Origin of the sequence: Rhodococcus sp. NBC_00294 (assembly GCF_036163995.1) — a bacterium.
GTDB lineage: Bacteria > Actinomycetota > Actinomycetes > Mycobacteriales > Mycobacteriaceae > Rhodococcoides.
The window spans coordinates 2,590,175-2,610,676 of sequence record NZ_CP108043.1; the positions used below are offsets into that span (position 1 = coordinate 2,590,175).

Genomic DNA, 20,502 nt, shown 5'->3' on the forward strand with positions numbered 1-20,502 from the left:
GGAGCAGAACTCAGGGCAGCGCGGTCAGAGTGACCGTGCTGCCCTTCTGCACTCGGTCGCCCTGACCGGGCGACTGGGCGATGACGAGCGAGCGATCCGTCTGCGCGACCTGGCGCACCACCACGGTGAGCCCCAGGCGTTCGAGTTCCGACCGCGCCGAGCCGACGGTGCGTCCGAGCATCGAGGGCACCTCCACGGCCGTCGACACCCGCAGCGTGACGGTCGATCCCGCGGTCACGGACGTGCCGCTCGCCGGGTCGGTCCCGATGACACGGCCACCGTCGACGTCCTCGTCGAAGACGGAGTCCACCGTCGCCACGGTGATGCCGACCCGATCGAGTTCTGCGCGCGCCTGCTGCTCCGTCTCGCCCCGGACGTCGGGAACGTCGACGGGGGGAGCGCCCTTGCTGGTCACCACCCGGACCTCGCTGCCCACCGGCAGGACCGTCCCGGGCGCGGGGTCGAGTGCGGCGACCGCACCGACGGGTGCGGCGCTGCTGAAGGCGTCACCGCCGTCCACGGGGACGAACGTCCGCTCCCGCAGTGCCGCCTCCACCGTGGTCGAGTCCGCGTTTCCGAGGGCCGGGACGGTGGGCCTGCCCTGAGAAACGAGAAGGGTCACGGTCTCGCCCCGGGCGATCCGTGACCCTGCGGGAGGATCGGTTCCGAGTAATCGGTCCACGGGATCGCTGTCGGTGTAGCGGCCCTCGACGGTCGCCGAGAGATCGGCCGCCTCGATGGCGGAGACGGCGGTGGATCGGTCGAGCCCGTCGATCGCCGGCACCGCGGTGAAGCGGCCGGACCCGGCCCACCAGCCGACGGTGCCGAGCAGGACCGCCACGATCACGACGATCGCGAGCCACGTGAGTGCGACTCGACGCGACCTGCGCTTGTCCGCGTCGAAGTCCGGGAACGCGAAGGCTTTCCGGTCCACCGGCTCGGCGGCGGTGGACCGCGGTTCGTCGGCGCCGCGGGGAGTCGCGGTGGTCACCATCCGCGTGTGCTGAACGCCGCCGGTGGACGGCTGCCCGCGGTCGGAGGCGGCGGAGAAGTCGTCCGCGGGGACCGACACGATCTCCGTCTCCGGAGTACGCGGAGCCTGCGGAGCGTAGGGGCGCGGAGCGTTCAGCGTCTCGGCGCTCAGATGCTCGGCCGACCGTGACGGGGACGGCACCCGGTAGTGGGGCAGAGCGAGGGTCCTGGTGACCGAGCGCACCGCGTCGCCCATCGTGCCGGCGTCGCGGAACCGCTCCTCGGGCCGCCGCGCCGTCGCGTCGCGCACCAGTGCGTCGAAGTGGGGCGGCACCCCTGCGATCACCGAGCTCGGCGGCGGAACGTCGTTCTCGATGCGCTGGTACGCGATCGAGAGGGAGGTGTCTCCCTGGAACGGCGTGCGTCCGGTCAGCAGTTCGAAGAGCAGGATGCCCGCCGAGTACACGTCGCTGCGCGCGTCGGCCGATCCGGTGGTCACCTGTTCGGGGGAGAGGTAGGCGGCAGTGCCGAGGATGACGCTGTTGGACGTCGTCGTCGACGCGGCCACGGCGCGCACCAGACCGAAGTCGGCGATCTTGACCTCGCCCGCGTCGGAGATCAGCACGTTCTCCGGTTTGACGTCGCGGTGCACGAGGCCACCGCGGTGCGCGACCGCGAGTCCGTCGAGTACGGGTTGGAGAACGGCGGCGACGGCGTGCGGGGGCATGGGACCGCGTTCGCGGAGCAACTCGCGCAGCGTGCCGCCCTCGACCAGTTCCATGACCAGGAAGGCGTGCTGACCGTCGCGACCGTGATCGTGGACGGCGACCAGCCCCGGGTGGCTGAGCCGGGCGACCGCGCGCGCCTCGAACTCGAAGCGACGCACGAACTCGGGGTCGGCGGCGAACTGGGGATCCATGATCTTGATGGCCACGGGCCGGTCCAGACGCAGGTCGAGACCCCGGTAGACCGTGGACATACCGCCGCGGGCGATCGGCGCGTCGACGCGGTAACGACGGTCCAGCAGCGCGCCGAGCAGCGACGGACCTGACGTTGTCACCTGCGTCCACTCTCCTGTCGTGTTCTCGCATCGATCGATGCCGATCAGTCGATGGTAGCCAGTGTGACGGATGAGGTAGCAGTCACGTGTGCGGGAACACGGCGCGGGAGGCGGGCGTCGGCGAATTGTCCTGGCGGCGGGCCGTGACTACCTTTGACCGCGTGAGTGCCATTCCCTACTGCGACGACGTCCTGCCTGCCGACGAGGCCGTGATCGCGATTCCCGACGCCGCCGAGATCATGGGCGTCCCCGTGACGAAGCTCTACCAGATGGTGCGTGAGCACAAGCTGATCGCGGTGCGCCGCGATCGAGTGGTCTCGATCCCCGCGAAGTTCGTCGGCGAGGACGGCGAGCCGATCAAGTACCTCGCCGGTGCGATCGCGGTTCTGCTCGACGGCGGCTACAACCACCCGTCGATTCTGCGGTGGCTCTTCACCCCGGACGACAGTCTGCCGGGCATGCCGGCCGACGTGCTGCGCGGCGACCACGCCCGCGAGATCATCCGCCGCGCCCAGGCCATGGCCTTCTAGCGCTCGATCGGATCAGGCGGCGCGTGACCCGGGCCGCGGGAGCCGTTCTCCGGCTCTGACGAGAAGACCTCGACCGGCCGCGGTCGCGGCGACACGAGCGCGCCGAGGAGTGCCCACGCGAGAGCGGACGGACAACGACCGGTAACCGTCGTTCTCCACGGCTTCGAGGATGTCCTGGTACAGCGCGAACGCGACCCGGATGCCCTCGCGCGCCCGCGGTTCCAGCAGGGCGATGCCGGGCTCGGCGGTGCGGTAGAGCGCGCGGGTGGTGGCGATGATGTCGGCCAGAGCGCGGCGGACCCTCGGGTCGACGGAGTCCGTGCGGCGGCACCACCACAGCAGGTCCTCGTCGACGCCGTAGGCGGTGAGCACGTCGCCGGGCAGATAGATGCGGTCGCGCGCGAGATCCTCGCCCGCGTCGCGAACGAAGTTCGTGACCTGGAAAGCCTCGCCGAGAGCCGACGCCGTCGGGCGGGCCTCCTCGACCGGACACACGGTGCCGAGGACGGGGAGCATCTGCAGCCCGATCACGGCGGCGGAGCCGTACATGTACGTCGACAACTCGTCCATGGTGGCGTAGCGATCCTTGTAGATCGCCGAGTGCGGTACGTCCATGAGCATCGACGTCATGAAGGCGGTGAAGTACTCGGACGGGATGTCGTAGCGACGTGCGGTGTCGAACAGGGCCGCCAGGATCAGCTCGTTGCGCCGGTCGGGTCCGGGCGGGACCGACGTCGGCGGGGCGATGGTCGAGGCGAGACCCTCGTTCAGTCGCTCCTCGATGCGGGTGAGCAGCGCCAGGTCGAGTGCGACCGCCGTGTCGTCGCCGCGTTCGGCGATCATGTCGACGTCGATGATGTCGTCGACCATGCGTGCGAACGCGTACAGCGCGTGCACCGCGGGCCGACGGTCGGTCGGCAGCAGGCGGGTGGCGAGGAAGTACGTCTTGCCGTGTTCGGCCGCGACGTCCCGGCACAGCGCGTAGGCCTCGGGAAGATCGGTCACTCGGTCAACTCCTGGCTGGGCTGGTCCGGACGGGGCTGGTCCGGGCGGGCAGTCTCGGCGCGGACGCGCGGGGCCGGGATGAACGTGTTCTCGTGCTCCGGGTGTGTGACGGCCCGCAGGCGGAGGGGATCGACCGTCCGGAGCGACAGCGCGGCGACCACTGCGGCGAACGTCGCCAGCACGACGTGCGGGAACGTGTAGAGACCGATGGACCCGTCCGGCTGGAACACCAACATGAGCCAGGCGGACAGGCCCACCAGCACGGTCAGAGTGGTCGCCGACATGGTGAGACCCGCGGCGACGGCGAGAGGCCACGAGTAGTACCAGGGGAGAGCGGCCGGGGACAGGATCACGATGGCCACCAGCGACACGAGGATGCCCAGCAGTGCGCCGCGCTCCGAGTGGCGCGATCGCCACCACGCCGTGGCCAGGATCGCGGCCAGAGCCACCGCGCACAGCATCCTGGTCACCTCGAGCACGGGGCCGAGCCGAGCGCCCGTGAACCACCCGGTGAAGACCGTGACCAGGTGGGCGAGGATGGTCGGTAGCGAGAGCCAGTTGATGATCTTGGCCGAGCCCGAGAGCGCCGTCAGCCAGCCGATGCCGACGCCGGCCACCAGGGACGCGACGACGAACACCGCGACGAACACGGCGAAACCGATACCTGCGGTCTTCGCGAACACCAGCAGGACGTGCTGGCGTCGCGGCGGGTCACCACGCTCGGCCCGCGCCTCGTTCTCGGTGCGGAGCCGGTCGCGCTCGTGGAGCATCCAGATCCACACCAGGAAGGGCAGCGCGATGCCCGCGGTGGCCTTGATCGCCACGGCGACCGCGACGAGCCCCATCCCGGCGACGTGGTGCCGGTCGAGGACGGCGGCGATGCCGGCCGTCATGAGACCGACCATGAGCATCTCGTTGTGGACGCCGCCGATCAGGTGGATCAGGACCAAGGGATTGAGCACGGCGAGCCACAGGGCCACGGCAGGATCCGCGCCGAAGTGTCGGGCGATGCGGGGGACCGCCCACATGGTGAGGGCGAGCCCCGGCAGCATGGTCAGGCGCAGGAGCATCGTCCCGGCGATCACGTTGTCGCCCGTGAGCGAGGTGATGCCCTCGCCCAGCAGGAGGAACAGCGGGCCGTAGGGCGCGGTGGTGGTGGTCCAGACGTTGCTCACGTTGTCCAGCAGCACACCGGGATTGGCGACGGGACCGACGGCGTACGGGTCGAACCCGTCCCGGAGGAGGGCGCCCTGTGCGAGGTAGGAGTACGCGTCGCGGCTGAACATCGGGACCGCGAGCAGGAGCGGCGCGATCCAGAGCGGCACCACCCAGCGCAGCTGCCGCACCGTGGTCCGGTGACCGAGAGTGGCGCGTCCGAGACGGACCCACGCGGCGATCATGAGCAGCACGCCGATCCACACCATGACGGTCGACAACACGAGTCCGTGCCCGAAGCGGAGCCAGGACAGGTGCATCGCCTCGAGCAGCGGGTCACGACGGCGCACCGCACCCGAGCCGAAACCGCCGAAAGTGATGAGCGCGGACCCGGCCAGACCCACCAACGTGGCGCGGCCAGCGCGTCCCCCGAAGAACCGTCGTGTCGATCGCCACGACGACTCGTCGGTGGCGTCCGCGGCCCGGAGTGGGGAGGACGTCGTCATGTTCCTCCCCGGAAGACGCGACATGCCGGCGACCGTGCGGAAGCCGGGCTGAACTCACGTGAGTTTAGAGGCTCCGGACCGGAAGACGAACCGGCCCGCCGTCAGACGGCCACACGGGCCGAGCGACGCACGGACGGATCGATGCGTTCGGCGGCCAGTCGACCCGAGATCAACACCGTCGGCACACCCACTCCGGGGGTGGTCCCACACCCGGCGAGGACGACGTTGTCGATGCCCTTGACCAGGTTGCGGCGCCGGAACGGGCCGGTCTGGCGGAAGATGTGCGACGCCGAGAACGGGGTTCCCGCGACCATCCCCTGCGCGAGCCAGGTGGCCGGCGTGTCGATGTGGTCGATCTCGAGGTGCTCGGACACGCCGGTGTAACCGCGGCGATCCATCTCGAGCAGGATCTCCCGCACGTAGGGGTCGGTGATGGCGGACCAATCCAACGGCGCGCTGTCGAGATTGGGGCAGGGCGCGAGGATCGAGATGGGCTCCTGCTCGACGCCGTCGTGCGTGACGCGCAGAGCCGGATCGGTCAGCGAGGTCCGGGTGATGAGCAACGACGGGTCCGACATGAGTGTGCCGCGCCCGCGCGAGGCGGTGAGCTCCTCGAACGTCTCGTTCCAGTTGTGCCCGAAGTCGATGACGTGGTGCGAGCGGGACGACCACCGCGCGGTGACGTCCACCGGCACGCGGCCGTGCACCACGACACAGGACGGTGACGCCCGGATCTTGCGGCGCACGGTGATGCCGGCGGTGGCGAGAAGGCGATCCGTCACCAGGAGATCCGGCGTGAGGATCAGGGAGTCGCACGTGTGCCGCTCGCCGTTCTCGGTCACCACCGCGCGAGCGCGGGTCCCGCCCTTCTCGATGGCGGCCACGCCGGTGGAGAGCAGCAGCGTGCCGCCCGCACTCACGAACGCGTCGGCCATCGCGTTCGCGATCGACTGCATTCCGCCGTCCGGGAACGACACACCCAACGACGTGTCCATGTGCGAGATCGCGGAGTAGACCCCGAGAGCTTTGGCGGGCGCGACACCGGCGTAGAGAGCCTGGAAGGTGAAGATGCGGCGCAGTCGCGGGTCGTCGATGAGCTTGTCGATCCGCTTTCCGAGTTTTCCGAACCCCCCGAGACGCAGCAGGGTCAGCGTGTTCGCTCGCGCCCTGCGCTCGCCCACGAGGTCGAGCGGTGAGTCGACGTTGTCGTCGATGTAGCGGTCGAACTCCGCGTCGAACATCGATCCGATCCACGCGCGGAGAGTGCGGTAGCGCCGAGCCTCGTCCGGCCCGCACTTCTCGCCGACCTCCGCGATCATCCGCTCGGGATCGGAGTGGACGTCGATGGTGGTGCCGTCGGCGAAACGGGTGTGGTACGCCGGATGCAACGGTGTCAGACGCAGGGGAGGCGTGGTGGACTCGCGGGTCGCACCCACCGCGGCGAGCGCCTGATCGATCAGGTCGGGCATCGTGAGAACGCTCGCGCCCGTGTCGATGCGGTAGCCCGGCGCCGCGACGGAACCCACCCGGCCGCCGACGGTGTCGGACTTCTCGATCACGGTGACCTCGCGACCGGTGCCGCGGAGGTGGAGCGCCGCGGCGAGGCCGGACAGACCGGCGCCCACGACGATCACGTGATCGGTGGGTCCGGACACGGTGGCATGCGTCATGAGGTTCTCCTGGTGGCGGTGTAGGCCATGGCCGTGAGCCGCCTCTTGGCGTCCTCGGTGACATCGGACGCGTTCAGCGCCGCCAGGGCGCTGTCGGTCAGTGTGGTGATGCGGCGCTCGACGTCGTCGACGGCACCGAGATCGATCATGTGCGCACGCAGGTCGTCGACGGCAGCCTCGGAGAGGTCCGTGCCGATTCCCGCGCGCAGAGCAGCCGCGGTGGCGGGATCGCGTTCGTCCGCCGCGTCCAGGGCTGCGGCGAGGAGCACCGTCCGCTTGCCCTCACGCAGATCGTCGCCGGACGGCTTGCCGGTCACGGACGGATCCCCGAACACTCCCAGCAGGTCGTCCCGCAGCTGGAAGGCGATGCCGATGTCCGCACCGAACGTGCTGTAGACCTCCAGCAGGTCGGGGCCGGCGCCGGCGAGCGTGCCGCCGATGAGGAGAGGGCGTTCCACCGTGTAGGCCGCCGTCTTGTAGCGGTCGATCTGGAGCGCGGCCTCGACGGAATCGTCTCCACTGGCCTCCACGGCGATGTCGAGCAGCTGTCCGCCGAGCACCTCGGTGCGCATCGCGGACCACACCGGAGCGAGGCGTGCCGACGTGGCGGAGTCCAGTGCCGCCGCGCGGACGAGATCGTCGGCCCAGCAGAGCGCGATGTCGCCCAGCAGGATCGCGACCGACTCGCCGAACTTGTCCGAGTTCCCGCGCCACCCGGCCGCGCGGTGCCGTTCGGCGAAGGTGACGTGGACGGTGGGGAATCCGCGACGGGTCGAGGACGCGTCGATGATGTCGTCGTGCACCAGCGCGCACGCCTGAACGAATTCGAGGGCGGAGCACACGTCGAGGACGGCGTCGGCCTCGGCGGCGTGCGGATCGCCGCCCGCACCCAGGAAGCCCGTCCACGCGAAAGCGGGGCGGATCCGCTTGCCGCCGCGGAAGACGAAGGAGGTGAGCTCTGCCACGGCGTCGGTGTAGATGGGACCGACCGAGTCGACCGTGGCCTGTTGCGTCGCGACGAAATCGCGCAGGGACGTCTCGACCGCATCGACGAACGTCCCCAGCGGCCACTGATCACGGTCGTCCGCGGCGGACTCCACGTCGAGCGGTCGGTGGGCGGCGGGGCTGTGCGGTGCGGCGGACAGAGTTTCCTCCGGTGTTCGGGGCGGCGGACGGTGTCCGCAGGCAGTCGGTCGGGATGCGGTCGGGTCTCGGGCGCAGCGTCCTGGCACCCCCGACTCTATCCGGGTATTCGGACACGGCGCCGGTGCGGACGACCTGGGGGCCCGAGCAGGTCGGCGCGGGAATCTATGCTGTGAGGCGTGACAGACGAATCCTCCCGCGCGCGGGTCAGCCGCACTCCGTCGGTGATCGACCGGTTGAATTCCGCGGCGCACGGGAGTGTTCCGTTCTCCGTCGAGTTCTCGCCTCCTCGCGACGAGGCCGCCGAGGACCGCCTGTGGCGTGCCGTGCGCACCTTCGAGCAGATGCATCCCGCCTTCGTGTCCATGACGTACGGGGCGGGCGGATCCACGCGTGATCGCACGGTGCGGGTCACCGGCGAGCTGGCGGAGGTCACCAACCTGCTGCCCGTGGCCCACCTCACGGCCGTGGGGCACAGCCGCACCGAGCTGCGCGCGATGGTCGGGGCCTACGCGGACCGCGGCATCTCCAACATTCTCGTGTTGCGCGGCGACCCTCCCGGCGATCCGCTGGGTCCGTGGGAGAAGCATCCGGACGGCGTCGAGTACGCGGAGGAACTGGTGCGGTTGGTCTGCGAGCTGGGCGACTTCCACGTCGGTGTCGCGTCGTTCCCCGAGGGACATCACCGCGCGCCCGATCTCGACCACGACACCCGCCATCTGGTCGCGAAACTGCGTGCGGGCGCCGAGTACTCGATCACCCAGATGTTCTTCGACGTCGAGGACTATCTCCGCCTGCGTGACCGTGTCGCCGCGTTCGATCCGGAGCAGGGCGCCAAGCCGATCATCCCCGAGATCATGCCCATCACGTCGCTGCGCAGCGTCAAGCGTGCGATGGAGCTGTCGGGATCTGCGCTGCCCGCATCCGTCGAGAAGCGCCTGTCCGCCGCGGCCGGGTCCGACCCGGACGAGAACCGGGCCGCCGTGCGCGCGGTGGGCATCGAGATCGCCACCGAGATGGGGGAGCGACTGATCGCCGAGGGCGCCCCCGGCCTGCACTTCATCACGCTGAACTTCGCGAAGGCCACCAGTGAGGTCGTCGGCAATCTCGGGCTCGCCCGCCCGGTTCCGGAGGGCACGGGTGGGATCGGTACCGGATCAGTGCCGGGTGGCCAGAACGCGCGACTTCCACACGAGAGTGCCCTGGCGGCGTCCCCGGTCCGATGAGGCCAGCAGCGCCGAGCCCGCCGCGATGGACAGTGGGTGCAGCGCCGAGGTGACGACGTCGCGGGCCAGCGAGTCGTCGCTGCCCTCCGCGCGCCGCGCAGCGATGCGCGACACCCATCCCGCCAGGTACCCGGCGACTCCCCACCGGCGGGTCGATCCGCGCGCGGCCATCGCGATCGGTGGCAGGACCCATACGGCTGTGGCGATCGCCGAGACGGCGAGAGTGCCTGCAGCGCCGCCGAACTGGGACCAGAGCCACTTCGCGTGACCGGCACGCACCTGCGCGGCGTCGGTGTACATGCGGCACGTCGCGACGCGCCCGCCGTACGCCACTGCCGTCGGGAGACCGCGGGAGCGGACGTGCCGCACCAGCGTCAGATCGTCGGCCACCGCGAAGCGTGTGCACTCGTGTCCGCCGACCACGCGGTAGGACGGTGCGTCGAGCACGAGGAACTGCCCGTTGGCCACGCCCATCGACGGCCGACGGCCTCGATTGGCGGCCCGGACGAGGAGGGTCACCGACCACGACCACGACAGCAGAGGCTGGACGACCCGCTCGATCGTCGTCACCGCCGTCTCCGCGGGCCACGGGCAGAGCATGGCCACGTCGTGCTCGCGGAGAACGGACGCGGCGGCGTCCAGTGCATCAGGATGCAATCGCACGTCCGCGTCGAGGAAGACGACGAGGGTCGGATCGGTGGTCGCGAGCGCGCGGCGGCCGAGGTCGAGGCAGGCGAGGGACTTGCCCATTCCCGGCGCGTCGGCCGGCTCGGTGGTGCGGCCCGCCAGGATCCGGAAACGCGGATCGTCCCCCACGACGGCCCGGGCGACGTCCGCGGTCCCGTCGGACGAGTCGTCGTCCAGCACGAGCACGGTCATCGCGGACCGGGAGCGCTGAGCCAGCAGATCCCGCAGCAGGTCGGGGAGACGGTCTGCCTCGTCACGGGCAGGAATGCAGACCGTGATGCGCTCACCGGCCCGCACCGTCGCCGCGGACGAGGGCAGCACGCGGGGTGCGGTCGCGGCGTTGATCAGGGCGATGCCCGCGGTGGCGATCGAGGCGAGAGAGCCGACTCGGACCGCGTTCCGGGCTCGGCGCCGGGCGGTCACCGGCGGCCGGCCGACTCCGCATCGCGTCGGCGTCCGCCGGAAGCGTCGCGGGCGACGTAGGCCATGCCGCCGACGATGGCCGCGATACCCACGGTGACACCGAAGACGATGCCGGCCCACCCGGCGAAGCTGCGCGTGTTCGGATCCGAGTAGCGCACCTCGGCGCGCAGGGTGCTGCGCTCGCCGGCGGGGAGCTTCCAGGACACCACGTTGTCGCCCTCGCGGGCGCCGTTGGTGGTGGTGACACGGGCGGGGAAGGCGATGGTGAACTGCACGTCGCTGCCCTCGGAGGGTACGGAGCTCAGATCGACCTGGCCGGCGAGAGTGACGAGGTCACCCGCGCGGACCAGGGACAGCTGGTAGAGGCCGACCGACTGGTCGGACAGTGCCGCGAGCTGCTGCACGTCACCGAACGTGAGGTCGCTGAACAGCGCCTCGCTGCCGACGTACCCGTCCGAGTCGTACGGCTGCACCCGGATCTTGCTGCCCAGGCTGTCGGGGACCTCCATGCCCGGTCCGGTGTCACCCTCGGCCGTCGGCACCGTCGCGGCGACGATGCGGCCGGACACCCGGTCGTTCGAGGACACGCCCATGGACACCTGTGCCCGCAGGCACCCGGCCAGCAGCGGAACCGTCAGCAGGGCGAGCACGAGGACGGAGACCACGCGGCGCGGTACGGAAACGCGCGGCGACGTGCGAGGAGCAGCGGGGTGGGGCACAGCGGTCATCGTGCCAGGCCGCCGCGACACCGTCAGTGAACGGGTCGGTCAGCGCGGCGTGGCGCGTCGCGAGCGATGTCCGACCGGGGTCGGGACAGGGCGAGGAGGAAGGGGACACCGACGACGCCCATGGCGACGAGGCCGTACAGAGCGGACCAACCGAGGTCCGGCAGGAAGACCGCATGGGCGAGAGCAGAGCCGAGCCACGTCCACACGAACAGCCCCCACGGCACCAGCGGGCTCACCGTGGGCGTGCGCATCGGTGACCGCCCCAGGACCTCCATGGCGGCGGCCATGAGCGCCGCGACGAGCAGCCATCCCACATAGTTGGTCCACGGGATGCCGTCGAGCCCGGGCAGGGGAGCGAAGGGACTGCACCAGGTCCACTGACCGTCGGCCACCATCTGAGGGTCGAGATACAGATCCCACCCCACGACGCCGACGGTGGTGAGTCCCACGCGGGTGAGCACCGGTCGGCGCATCCGCTGCGCGACGACGGCGGCGGCGCACCACACCGGGTACAGGCCGGCCGTCCAGGCGAACGGAACCACCACCGGCACGTGGGCCAGGGAGGGTCCGATGCGGTCCTGCGCGTACTCGTAGCACCCGAAGGGCATGCCGGTTCGCGTGCCGATGATCTCGGCTGTCAGACCGATCCCGGCGGTGAGCAGCACCATGAGCGTGGCCCACCCGGCCCCGCGTGCGCTCGCCGCGTGCGTGACGCAGGCGGCGGCGAGCAGAGCGACGACACAGAACGTCACGGCGTCCTTGACGCCGCCCGAGACGAGCGGGTAACTGATCTGCGCGAGGACGGCCGCGACGGCGAAGCCCACCGCGACGGGTGTGGCTCGCCCCGACGCGCGGAGAGTGTCTCCCGACCTCATCGGCGGCCCGGGAGAGCGGCGCCCAGACGCGACGCCACGCGCTTCAGAGGACTGCCCGCGCGTTCGGCGATCGCGAGCCGGGCGGCACTGCGGCCGCTGGATCCGGAGACACCGCCGCCGGGGTGCATCGAGGCGCCGGTCAGGAAGAACGACGGGGCTCCGGGCACGGTCATGTCCGCGAGCGCCGGCATGGGGCGCCACATCATCATCTGGTGCAGTGACATCTCGACGTGCATCACGTTGCCCCCGACGAGCCCGAGTTCCTGTTCGAGGTCCCACGGGGACTGGGTGTGCCGCTGCAGGATGCTGTCGGCGAAGCCGGGGGCGTACTTGTCCACCTCGGCGACGATCCGATCACCCTCGAGTTCCGCCACCTCCGGGCTGCCGCCTCGCCAGCTCCGACCGTCGGCCAGTCGGTACGGGTGCCACTGCGACCACAGTGAGACCTGGTGTTCGCCGGGCTTCGCGATCGATGGGTCGACCGCGCTGAAGCTCATGGCCAGCACCACCGGCGCCGGCGGGAGATCGCCTGCCGATGCTGCTCCGTGCGCCCGACGGAGCTGGGCCCGGTCGTGTACCAGCAGTTGCAGTCCGCGGCTGGACGACTCGACGCCGGGAGCGCCGGGATACTGCGGCAACGACGACGTCGATGCGCGGACCACCATGCCGATGCCCGGCCCCACGTCGATCTGCCGTCGCCACGACTCCGTCGTCGCCGTGTCGAAACCGCCGGCGTCGAGGAGGTCGAGCGTGGTCAGGATGTGGCACCCGGCGATGACCGTGCGTGCGCGCACCTCCTCGCCACTCGCGGTGCGGACCGACCATCCGTCTCCGACACGCGTGACCGACACGACGGCGTCACCGAGGGTGACGGTGCCTCCGTCGGCCTCGATCTTCGTCTGCAGCGCGACGCTCAGCGCGCCACTGCCGCCGACGGCGCGGCCGGGCGGGGTCGTGTGCATCAGAGCGTTGAAGGCCACCATCGGGGCCGTGCCGGGCTCGGACATCGGCGGACCGGACTGGGCGCCGAACCACGCGAGAGCCGCTTTCAGGCGCTCGCTGTCGAACCACCGGTTCAGAAGCGAGTCGCCCGACGCGAGGAACTCGCGGGACAGGGCCGCCGCACCGTCGCTCGCGTCCATGCCCCAGAAGGAGGACAGCAGAGCCCTCCCGGTGGGCGGACTCCCGAACGACTTCATGACACGTGCGCTGCGGGGCCCCCACAGTGCGACGAACGCGCGGTACGCGTCCGCGTCCTTGCGTCCGCACGCCGCCTCGATCGAGGCACAGGTGGCGTCCAGGTCCACGGAGAACACGATGCCCGGCTCGTCGGTGCCGGGCGGAGGCGGCGCGAACGCCCACGGGTCGCAGTCGAGATAGCGCAGGCCGTGATCGGCGAGACGCAACTCCTCGATGATGCCGGTCTGCCGGATCATGATGTGCGCGGACGAGCCCCGATCCACCTTGTGGCCGGGGAAGCGCTCGACCGTGGAGGCCGCGCCTCCGACGACGGTGTCTCGTTCGAGGACGCGGACGGACCATCCGGCATCGGTCAGGTAGGCGGCGGAGACGAGTGCGTTGTGACCCGATCCGACGACGGCGGCATCGATCACGTGGTCGGCCCCTCTTCTGTGGTGGTGTCGAGACCGAGTCCGGTCCCGGGTGTCAGGGGTAATTCGCGGCCGAGCACCGCGAAGGGTCGGGCGTCCCCGGCGAAGTGGAATCGGCGCACGACGTCCTGGAACCCCGTCCGCCGGTAGAGACGCCATGCTCGATTGTCCTCGCCGGTGACCTCGGGGGTGGAGAGCAGCACGGAACTCTCCCGGCGGCCCGCCATGAGGGCGAGCAGGAGCCGTTCGCCGAGACGGTGCCCCTGAGCCTCGGGGGAGACGTGCAGCTCGGTCAACTCGACGTAGTCCGAGAGGACCCGCTCGGCGTTCTCGGCGGACCACCCCGCTCGTCGCATTCCGTCGCGGACCTGCTGATGCCACCACTGATGTGGCGCTCCGCGATAGCAGTAGGCGATCGCCACCAGGTGGTCGTCGTGTGAGACTCCTCCCACCGCGCCCCACCCCGGCCGCAGGATGTGCTCCGCCCACATCGGCGCCCGATGCAACTCGGTTCCGCGCGGGTAGCCCATCGCGGCGACGTAGACGGACAGGGCTTCGGTCAACCGTCGGCGCATGTCCTGCGGGGTGAGTTCGATCAGACGAATGCCCTCGTCGGAGGGGCCGCCTCGGGCGTCGTGAACGGTACTCACCTCGATCCCTCGCATCGTGTCGGACGTCCGCGCTACAGTGAAGTCATCGAACACGCGTTCGAACGAATCGACCTCGGGTCGATCGGCCCGACATCGGGTCGATCGCGCGAGACGGTCCGGAGAACATGTCCGACCTCCATGCTTACATCGCGCTCGATCGGCCCGCTCAGGGGAGTAACCGACAGGCCGACGGTGTTGAGAAGGACGTGGGACGCCGATCGGTTCACGTGTCGGAGAGGGAGGTAGCGCAATGGCTCGGAGCACGGGTGGTCACACTGCGGCACGCCGCAGCTCTGCAGACCGCACGGAGGGTGGTGAGGCGATGACGAACGGCACGGTGGTCTCGTTCGACGCCTCCGCGGCGGCGCCGTCGCGCACGCACGCCCGCGCCCGCATGTTGCTGCGTCGCGCGGACGCCATTCTCGGTGACGCGGCCGGTGCACCATCGGCGGCCGACATGTTCCTCGAGTCCTACGTCGCCGCGTTGCGCGGTGCCGGCGCCCTGCTCGACGCGGTCGATCCGGTGCCCAAGCGTGGGGCGTCCCGCAGCGCCTGGGTGCGCATGCGGACGGCTGCGCCGGAGTTCACGGAGTGGGCGTCGTACTTCGCCGCGTATTCCACGCTGCGTGCGTCCATCGAGGCGGGCTCGGCCGATCGGCTCGACGCGGCCGAGGCGGACGAGTTCTTCTCGCAGGTGGGACGCTTTCTGCACCGCGTCGAGGACCGTGTGACCTCGCGGTCCGACGCGGTCGCGCAGCCCGCGTAGGCCTGGTCGCCACCACGGAGCGACTTTTTCTCGCATACTGGTGGTGCAGGTAGGTGGCTCGCCGCCGATTCTGCTCGTATCATCGACAACAGGTAGCCGGACCGATCGGCTACCTCTCACTTCTGGCCAAGAGGTGAGAGCCACCATCCAGTGCCGGGGGAGGTACCGTGCCACTCTCCGAGCACGAGCAGCGCATGCTCGACCAGATCGAGAGCGCTCTCTATGCCGAGGACCCCAAGTTCGCGTCGACCGTGCGCGGCGGACGGATTCGAGCCGCATCCACGCGGCGTCGTTTTCAGGCCGTCGCTCTGTTCGTGATCGGCCTCATTCTGCTCATTGCAGGCGTGGCCCTCCCGTTCAAGCCCGGTGGATTCCCGATCATCAGTCTCGTCGGCTTCGTGTTCATGTTCGGCTCCGGCGTTCTGCTCTTGCTGCGCAAGCCCACCGCGCCCCAGTCCGAGCAGTCCGAGGGCGACAACCCGCCGGCACCGGGAAGCGGCCCGCGCCGTTCCGGTTCCGCACCGCGCCGAGGTCCCCGCAAGGGATTCTCCTCGCGGATGGAGGATCGTTTCAAGCGACGGTTCGACCAGGAATGAGAGAGACCGGAGCGGTCACATCGATCGCTCCGATTCTCGCGTGAGGGGCAGCGCGCCTCTCACACCGATGCTGTGACACATCAGCGCGGCACCCACCACGGGTGCCGCGCTGATGCCGTTCAGGGACCCGTGGGTGTCGATCCCCCCACCGCGCCCCACCGAGGGTGGTCTCGGCCCCCAGATCCCCACCACGCCCCACCCGGCACCCCTGGCGACTCCGCCGCGCGCGGTCACCCGGGCCCGTGACGCGCGAACGTGCCGTTCGACCTGCAATTATCCGGTTCACGGGGGTCGCGGAACGGTGGGGGACACCTCCACTCCGTGCACGTGGGTCCTCCCGCTGCCGGACCGACTTCGCTGCTCTTTGTGCGTGCGACCTGGCCCTTTAGTGACGAGTCACTGAAATGTTCCGCCGTGTCGATTGAATGTGGGGGAAAGTGGGGTAATGTGGCGGACAGCGGGGATCGATGGAGTCCCGCGAACTGCACGACACGGGGTCGAGGAGGTGCCGAGTGTTTCTCGGTACCTACACGCCCAAGCTCGATGACAAGTTTCGACTGACGTTGCCGGCGAAGTTTCGCGAAGACCTGGCGGGAGGAGTGATGGTGAGCAAAGGGCAGGACCACAGCCTGGCCATCTACCCCCGTGACGTGTTCGCGGAGCGGGTGGCGAAGCTGTCGAAGGCCTCGCGGTCGAACCCGCAGGCGCGCGCGTACATCCGCAACCTCGCGGCCGGTACGGACGAGCAGCGGCCGGATTCGCAGGGTCGCATCACCATCGGGTCCTCGCACCGCGAGTACGCGGCGCTGTCGAAGGACTGCGTCGTCATCGGCTCGATGGATCATCTCGAGCTGTGGGACGCCGCGTCGTGGGAGCGGTACTCGCAGGAGCACGAAGAAGATTTCTCGCAGGCAGTGGACGAATCGCTCATGGACATGTTGTAGCCACACCCGGCCGGCGGCGAGTGCCGCGTGGCCTCTGCCCGAACCGGGCCTTGACGTACTTCCCCAACGCCAAGTACCGGTCGGACCCTGACGTACTTCCCCAACGCCAGGTTCCACTGTCGGACAGAGACCTCGACGCACTCACCGCTCCACCTGGCACGACACACAGCTCGAATGCGAATCAGGCGGGAGATCACCACCATGGCGGAGGACGAGCAGGCATCCGCCTCGCCTTTCTCGCACGTTCCGGTCCGTCTTCCTCGGGCCGACGAACTTCTCGGACCGGCGTTCGTCGCCGCTGCTGCGAACGACCGCGATCCCGTCTACATCGACGCCACTCTCGGCCTCGGCGGTCATGCCGAACACTTCCTCACCGCGTATCCGCGGTTGCGTCTCGTCGGTCTCGACCGCGACCCGGACGCGTTGGCCATGGCCGGAGAACGGCTGGCTCCCTTCGGTGACCGCGTCTCGCTGGTCGCGACCACGTACGACGGTATCGAGGACGCGCTGGCGTTGGTCGGCCTCGGCGCGACGGACAGCGTCGACGGGATCCTCTTCGATCTCGGCGTCTCGTCGATGCAGCTCGACTCCACCGATCGTGGCTTCGCCTACTCCGTGGACGCACCGCTCGACATGCGGATGGATCCCACGACGGGTCGGACCGCCGCGGACATCCTCAACACCGCGTCGCACGGTGAGATCGCCCGCATCCTCAGCACGTACGGCGAGGAACGCTTCGCCGGCCGCATCGCCTCGGCGATCCTGCGCCGCCGGGAGACGGAACCGTTCGTCACCAGCGGGCCTCTCGTCGAACTGCTCTACGCGAGCATCCCGGCGGCGACGCGTCGCACCGGCGGACATCCGGCGAAGCGGACCTTCCAAGCACTGCGGGTCGCGGTGAACGAGGAACTCGACTCGTTGCGAGACGCCATCGCACCGGCTCTCGACTCGCTGGTCGTCGGGGGACGCATCGTCTTCATGTCGTACCAGTCCCTCGAGGACCGCGTGGTCAAGCAGGAGCTGACACCGCGCACCCGCTCCACCACGCCGGAGGGGCTCCCGATGGAGCTGCCGGGAAGCGGACCCGAGTTCCGGCTGCTCACTCGCGGCGCCGAGAAGGCCTCGCAGGACGAGATCGACGACAACCCCCGCGCGGCTCCGGTCAGACTGCGCGGCGCAGAACGCATTTCCAGGAGGTCGTCATGAGTGTTCCGGTGGACGTGACCGGATCGGACGGCAACCGCCGCGCCGGGTCCTCGCTCGAGACGGTGCGCGCACCGCGGCCTCCCGCTCGCACGGGCGCGGCCAAGCGCGCGTACGACAAGCGTCGCCAGCGTGCGATGTCCCACGAGTCCGACCCGCGCGCGCAACGACCCACCCGATCCGTCGCGGCTCGGATCCCGTTCGTGGCCAGCATCATCGGGCTCCTCGCCATCGGACTCGCCTCGACACTGCTGTTGAGCACACGCGCTGCGGAGGATTCGTACCTGCTCAGTGCGGGGCGTGCCACCAACCAGGAGCTGACGGAACGGGCCGCCGCGCTGCAACGTGACGTGGAGACAGCGAATTCGGCTCCCGAGCTGGCCCGTCGCGCGACCGCACAGGGAATGATCCCGACGAAGGACGTTCCGCGACTGGTGGTCCTGCCGGACGGCGTCGTCCAGGTGATCGGTACGCCGGCACCGGCCGCCGGTCCACCGGCTCCCGACTTCGCGGCCGCCACCCCGTCGGGCGGTGCGGCGACTCCGAGTGCGCGCCCCGGGGCACCCGCGTCCGGCGGGGAGGCGCTCACTCCCGTCGGTCGCCCCGGTACGTCGCCGAGTGCGTCCGCGACCCCGACCACGTCGGCACCCGCAGCATCCACCACGCCGGCCCCCACGACGTCCGCGCCCGTGGCACCGACGACCACGCCGATGCCGGAGAATGCTGCGCCGCAGCCTCTTCCGGCTCCCGCCGCCGCGGTGGGCGAGCAGCAGGTACCCATCGCAGGAGGCGCTCGGTGACCACTCGACAGCCGTACCGGAGCACCGGCCGCGACCACGGCGACCCACGCGCTCGGCCGGCCACCGGCTCCGGTCCTCGCGGTCCTCGTCCGCCGCGTCGACAGGGTCCACGCAAGTCCGAGACGTTCGACTTCCGGTTCCGCTACGGCCGTTTCGCGATGTTCGCGATCCTGGGCGTCGCGACGCTGCAGTTGCTGTGGATCCAGGGCATCGACGCCCCGTCGCTGTCGGCGCAGTCGGCCAGTCAGCGCACCACCACCATCGTCGATCCGGCGACGCGAGGGTCCATCACGGACCGGGACGGCAATCCCATCGCGTTCACGATGGAGGCGAAGGCGCTGACCTTCCAGCCGCAGCGAGTGCGTGTGGAGCTCGAGGAGGCGAAGGCGAAGGACGACACGAAGCCGGATCCGGACGATCGCATCCGCGAGGTCGCTGCCGGTGTCCACGGCATCCTGGGCGACCTGGTGTCGGAAAAGGACCTTCTCGACAAGATGACCGGAGCCTCGTCGTTCGAGTACCTCGTGCGCAGCATCGATCCCGCGGTCGCGGCGACCATCGCCGAGCAGTACCCCGAGGTCGGCCTCGAGCGGCAGGACATCCGCGAGTACCCGGGTGGGGCGCTCGCCGCCAACATCGTCGGGGCGACCGGCTGGGACGGCCACGGCCTGCTCGGCCTCGAGGACTCCCTCGACCCGGTGTTGGCCGGTACCGACGGCTCCCGCACCTACGACCGCGGCAGCGACGGCGCGGTGATTCCCGGTAGTTGGCGCGACCAGCAACCCGCCATCGACGGCTCGAACGTGGAGCTGACGCTCGACAGCGACATCCAGTACTACGTTCAGCAGCAGGTCCAGCAGGCCAAGGATCTGTCGGGCGCCAAGAACGCGTCGGCCGTCGTCCTGGACTCGCACACCGGCCAGGTGCTGGCCATGTCGAACGACGGCACCTTCGACCCGGCCATCGGCGTGGGCAACAACTCGCCGACGGCGCAGATGGGCAACCTCGCGGTGTCCAGCCCGTTCGAGCCGGGATCGGTGAACAAGATCGTCACGGCGGCGGCCGCCGTCGAGGACGGTCTGACGAACCCCGACGAGGTGCTGCAGGTTCCCGGCAGCATCACGATGTCCGGTGCGACGGTCAAGGACGCCTGGGATCACGGCGTCGCGCCGTACACGACCACCGGTGTGTTCGGTAAGTCCTCCAACGTGGGCACGCTGATGCTCGCGCAGCGGGTCGGCGAGGATCGCTACGCGGACATGCTGGACAAGTTCGGGCTGGGACAGCGCACCGACGTGGGCCTGCCCGGCGAGAGTGCCGGCAGTGTCCCGGCCCGCGACCAGTGGTCCGGCGGCACGTTCGCGAACCTCCCGATCGGGCAGGGCCTGTCCATGACCCTGCTGCAGATGACCGGTATGTACCAGGCGATCGCCAACGACGGCGTGCGCATCCCGCCGCGCATCGTGTCGGCGACCGTCGGCAAGGACGGTCAGCGCACCGCGGAGCCGCAGCCCGAGGGCGTGCCGGTGGTCAGTGCCGACACCGCGCGCACCGTGCGCGACATGTTCCGGGCCGTCACGCAGAACGACACCGGCAACCAGCGCGGCACCGGTGTCGCCGCCGGTATCGAGGGATACCAGGTCAGTGGCAAGACCGGCACCGCGCAGCAGGTCGATCCGGAGTGCAAGTGCTACTCCAACTCGAACTACTGGATCACCTTCGCCGGCATCGCGCCGGCGGACGATCCGCGCTACGTGATCGGCATCATGCTCGACGCCCCGACCCGCAGCTCCGACGGATCGGGCGGGCAGTCCGCCGCTCCGCTGTTCCACTCGATCGCGTCCTGGATGCTGCAGCGTGACGCGGTGCCGCTCTCGCAGGAAGGTCGTCGGCTCCTCCTGCAGGCGGACTGATCCGTCGACGGTGCAGGGCGTTCACCTGCACCGGGGCGGA

At 70.1% G+C, this 20,502-nt stretch carries 18 protein-coding genes; 8 read left to right on the forward strand and 10 right to left on the reverse strand.

Annotated features, from left to right (window positions below; genetic code table 11):
- Positions 1-10: 10 nt before the first annotated feature.
- Positions 11-2,032 carry a Stk1 family PASTA domain-containing Ser/Thr kinase gene (gene pknB, locus OHB23_RS12150; protein WP_285185476.1) on the reverse strand — a complete coding sequence of 674 codons (2,022 nt, stop codon included), beginning with the start codon at positions 2,030-2,032 and terminating at the stop codon, positions 11-13.
- Between the two features lie 161 nt (positions 2,033-2,193).
- On the opposite strand from pknB, the gene OHB23_RS12155 reads away from it, so the two are divergent.
- Positions 2,194-2,562: an Rv2175c family DNA-binding protein gene (locus OHB23_RS12155; RefSeq protein WP_027505833.1), complete on the forward strand. Its 369-nt coding sequence runs from the start codon at positions 2,194-2,196 to the stop codon at positions 2,560-2,562.
- 12 nt (positions 2,563-2,574) lie between these two features.
- Here OHB23_RS12155 and OHB23_RS12160 read toward each other — a convergent pair whose 3' ends face one another.
- The 4 genes from OHB23_RS12160 to OHB23_RS12175 form a co-directional block, all read right to left on the reverse strand.
- Positions 2,575-3,567 carry a phytoene/squalene synthase family protein gene (locus OHB23_RS12160; RefSeq protein ID WP_285185473.1) on the reverse strand — a complete coding sequence of 331 codons (993 nt, stop codon included), beginning with the start codon at positions 3,565-3,567 and terminating at the stop codon, positions 2,575-2,577.
- Positions 3,564-5,228: an alpha-(1->6)-mannopyranosyltransferase A gene (locus tag OHB23_RS12165; RefSeq protein WP_328809614.1), complete on the reverse strand. Its 1,665-nt coding sequence runs from the start codon at positions 5,226-5,228 to the stop codon at positions 3,564-3,566. Before OHB23_RS12165 ends, OHB23_RS12160 begins: the two co-directional genes overlap by 4 nt.
- A 101-nt stretch (positions 5,229-5,329) precedes the next feature.
- Positions 5,330-6,898: a phytoene desaturase family protein gene (gene crtI / locus OHB23_RS12170; RefSeq protein ID WP_328809615.1), complete on the reverse strand. Its 1,569-nt coding sequence runs from the start codon at positions 6,896-6,898 to the stop codon at positions 5,330-5,332.
- The gene (locus OHB23_RS12175) at positions 6,895-7,998 is read right to left on the reverse strand and encodes a polyprenyl synthetase family protein (RefSeq protein WP_197027790.1); all 1,104 of its coding nucleotides are present in this window, start codon (positions 7,996-7,998) and stop codon (positions 6,895-6,897) included. Before OHB23_RS12175 ends, crtI begins: the two co-directional genes overlap by 4 nt.
- Positions 7,999-8,220: 222 nt before the next feature.
- On the opposite strand from OHB23_RS12175, the gene OHB23_RS12180 reads away from it, so the two are divergent.
- Positions 8,221-9,267 (forward strand): methylenetetrahydrofolate reductase, encoded by a 1,047-nt coding sequence (locus tag OHB23_RS12180; RefSeq protein ID WP_081821267.1) that lies wholly within the window; start codon positions 8,221-8,223, stop codon positions 9,265-9,267.
- On the opposite strand, the gene OHB23_RS12185 is transcribed toward OHB23_RS12180, so the two are convergent.
- The 5 genes from OHB23_RS12185 to OHB23_RS12205 are packed head-to-tail and all read right to left on the reverse strand — an operon-like array spanning position 9,199 to position 14,165.
- The gene (locus tag OHB23_RS12185) at positions 9,199-10,377 is read right to left on the reverse strand and encodes a glycosyltransferase (protein WP_222630580.1); all 1,179 of its coding nucleotides are present in this window, start codon (positions 10,375-10,377) and stop codon (positions 9,199-9,201) included. The genes OHB23_RS12180 and OHB23_RS12185 overlap by 69 nt on opposite strands.
- On the reverse strand, positions 10,374-11,105 hold the full coding sequence (locus OHB23_RS12190) for an LppM family (lipo)protein (protein WP_328809616.1): 732 nt from the start codon (positions 11,103-11,105) through the stop codon (positions 10,374-10,376). The genes OHB23_RS12185 and OHB23_RS12190 overlap by 4 nt, the downstream gene beginning before the upstream one ends.
- Positions 11,106-11,128: 23 nt before the next feature.
- Complete coding sequence (locus OHB23_RS12195; protein ID WP_328809617.1) at positions 11,129-11,980, reverse strand: carotenoid biosynthesis protein; 852 nt, start codon at positions 11,978-11,980, stop codon at positions 11,129-11,131.
- Positions 11,977-13,593 carry a phytoene desaturase family protein gene (locus tag OHB23_RS12200; RefSeq protein ID WP_222649275.1) on the reverse strand — a complete coding sequence of 539 codons (1,617 nt, stop codon included), beginning with the start codon at positions 13,591-13,593 and terminating at the stop codon, positions 11,977-11,979. Before OHB23_RS12200 ends, OHB23_RS12195 begins: the two co-directional genes overlap by 4 nt.
- A complete protein-coding gene (locus OHB23_RS12205) occupies positions 13,590-14,165 on the reverse strand; it encodes a GNAT family N-acetyltransferase (protein ID WP_231476337.1) in 576 nt (191 codons plus the stop codon). The genes OHB23_RS12200 and OHB23_RS12205 overlap by 4 nt, the downstream gene beginning before the upstream one ends.
- 397 nt (positions 14,166-14,562) lie before the next feature.
- On the opposite strand from OHB23_RS12205, the gene OHB23_RS12210 reads away from it, so the two are divergent.
- The 6 genes from OHB23_RS12210 (at position 14,563) to OHB23_RS12235 (ending at position 20,462) form a co-directional block, all read left to right on the forward strand.
- Complete coding sequence (locus tag OHB23_RS12210) at positions 14,563-15,006, forward strand: SAV_6107 family HEPN domain-containing protein (RefSeq protein ID WP_328809618.1); 444 nt, start codon at positions 14,563-14,565, stop codon at positions 15,004-15,006.
- 167 nt (positions 15,007-15,173) lie between these two features.
- Positions 15,174-15,602, forward strand: a complete 429-nt coding sequence (locus OHB23_RS12215; RefSeq protein ID WP_027505840.1) for a DUF3040 domain-containing protein — start codon at positions 15,174-15,176, stop codon at positions 15,600-15,602.
- Positions 15,603-16,114: 512 nt separating this feature from the next.
- Positions 16,115-16,546, forward strand: a complete 432-nt coding sequence (mraZ, locus tag OHB23_RS12220; protein WP_027505841.1) for a division/cell wall cluster transcriptional repressor MraZ — start codon at positions 16,115-16,117, stop codon at positions 16,544-16,546.
- Between the two features lie 201 nt (positions 16,547-16,747).
- The gene (gene rsmH, locus OHB23_RS12225) at positions 16,748-17,752 is read left to right on the forward strand and encodes a 16S rRNA (cytosine(1402)-N(4))-methyltransferase RsmH (RefSeq protein ID WP_328811633.1); all 1,005 of its coding nucleotides are present in this window, start codon (positions 16,748-16,750) and stop codon (positions 17,750-17,752) included.
- Positions 17,749-18,549 (forward strand): hypothetical protein, encoded by an 801-nt coding sequence (locus tag OHB23_RS12230; protein WP_328809619.1) that lies wholly within the window; start codon positions 17,749-17,751, stop codon positions 18,547-18,549. Before rsmH ends, OHB23_RS12230 begins: the two co-directional genes overlap by 4 nt.
- Complete coding sequence (locus OHB23_RS12235) at positions 18,546-20,462, forward strand: peptidoglycan D,D-transpeptidase FtsI family protein (protein ID WP_328809620.1); 1,917 nt, start codon at positions 18,546-18,548, stop codon at positions 20,460-20,462. The genes OHB23_RS12230 and OHB23_RS12235 overlap by 4 nt, the downstream gene beginning before the upstream one ends.
- Positions 20,463-20,502 lie beyond the last annotated feature (40 nt).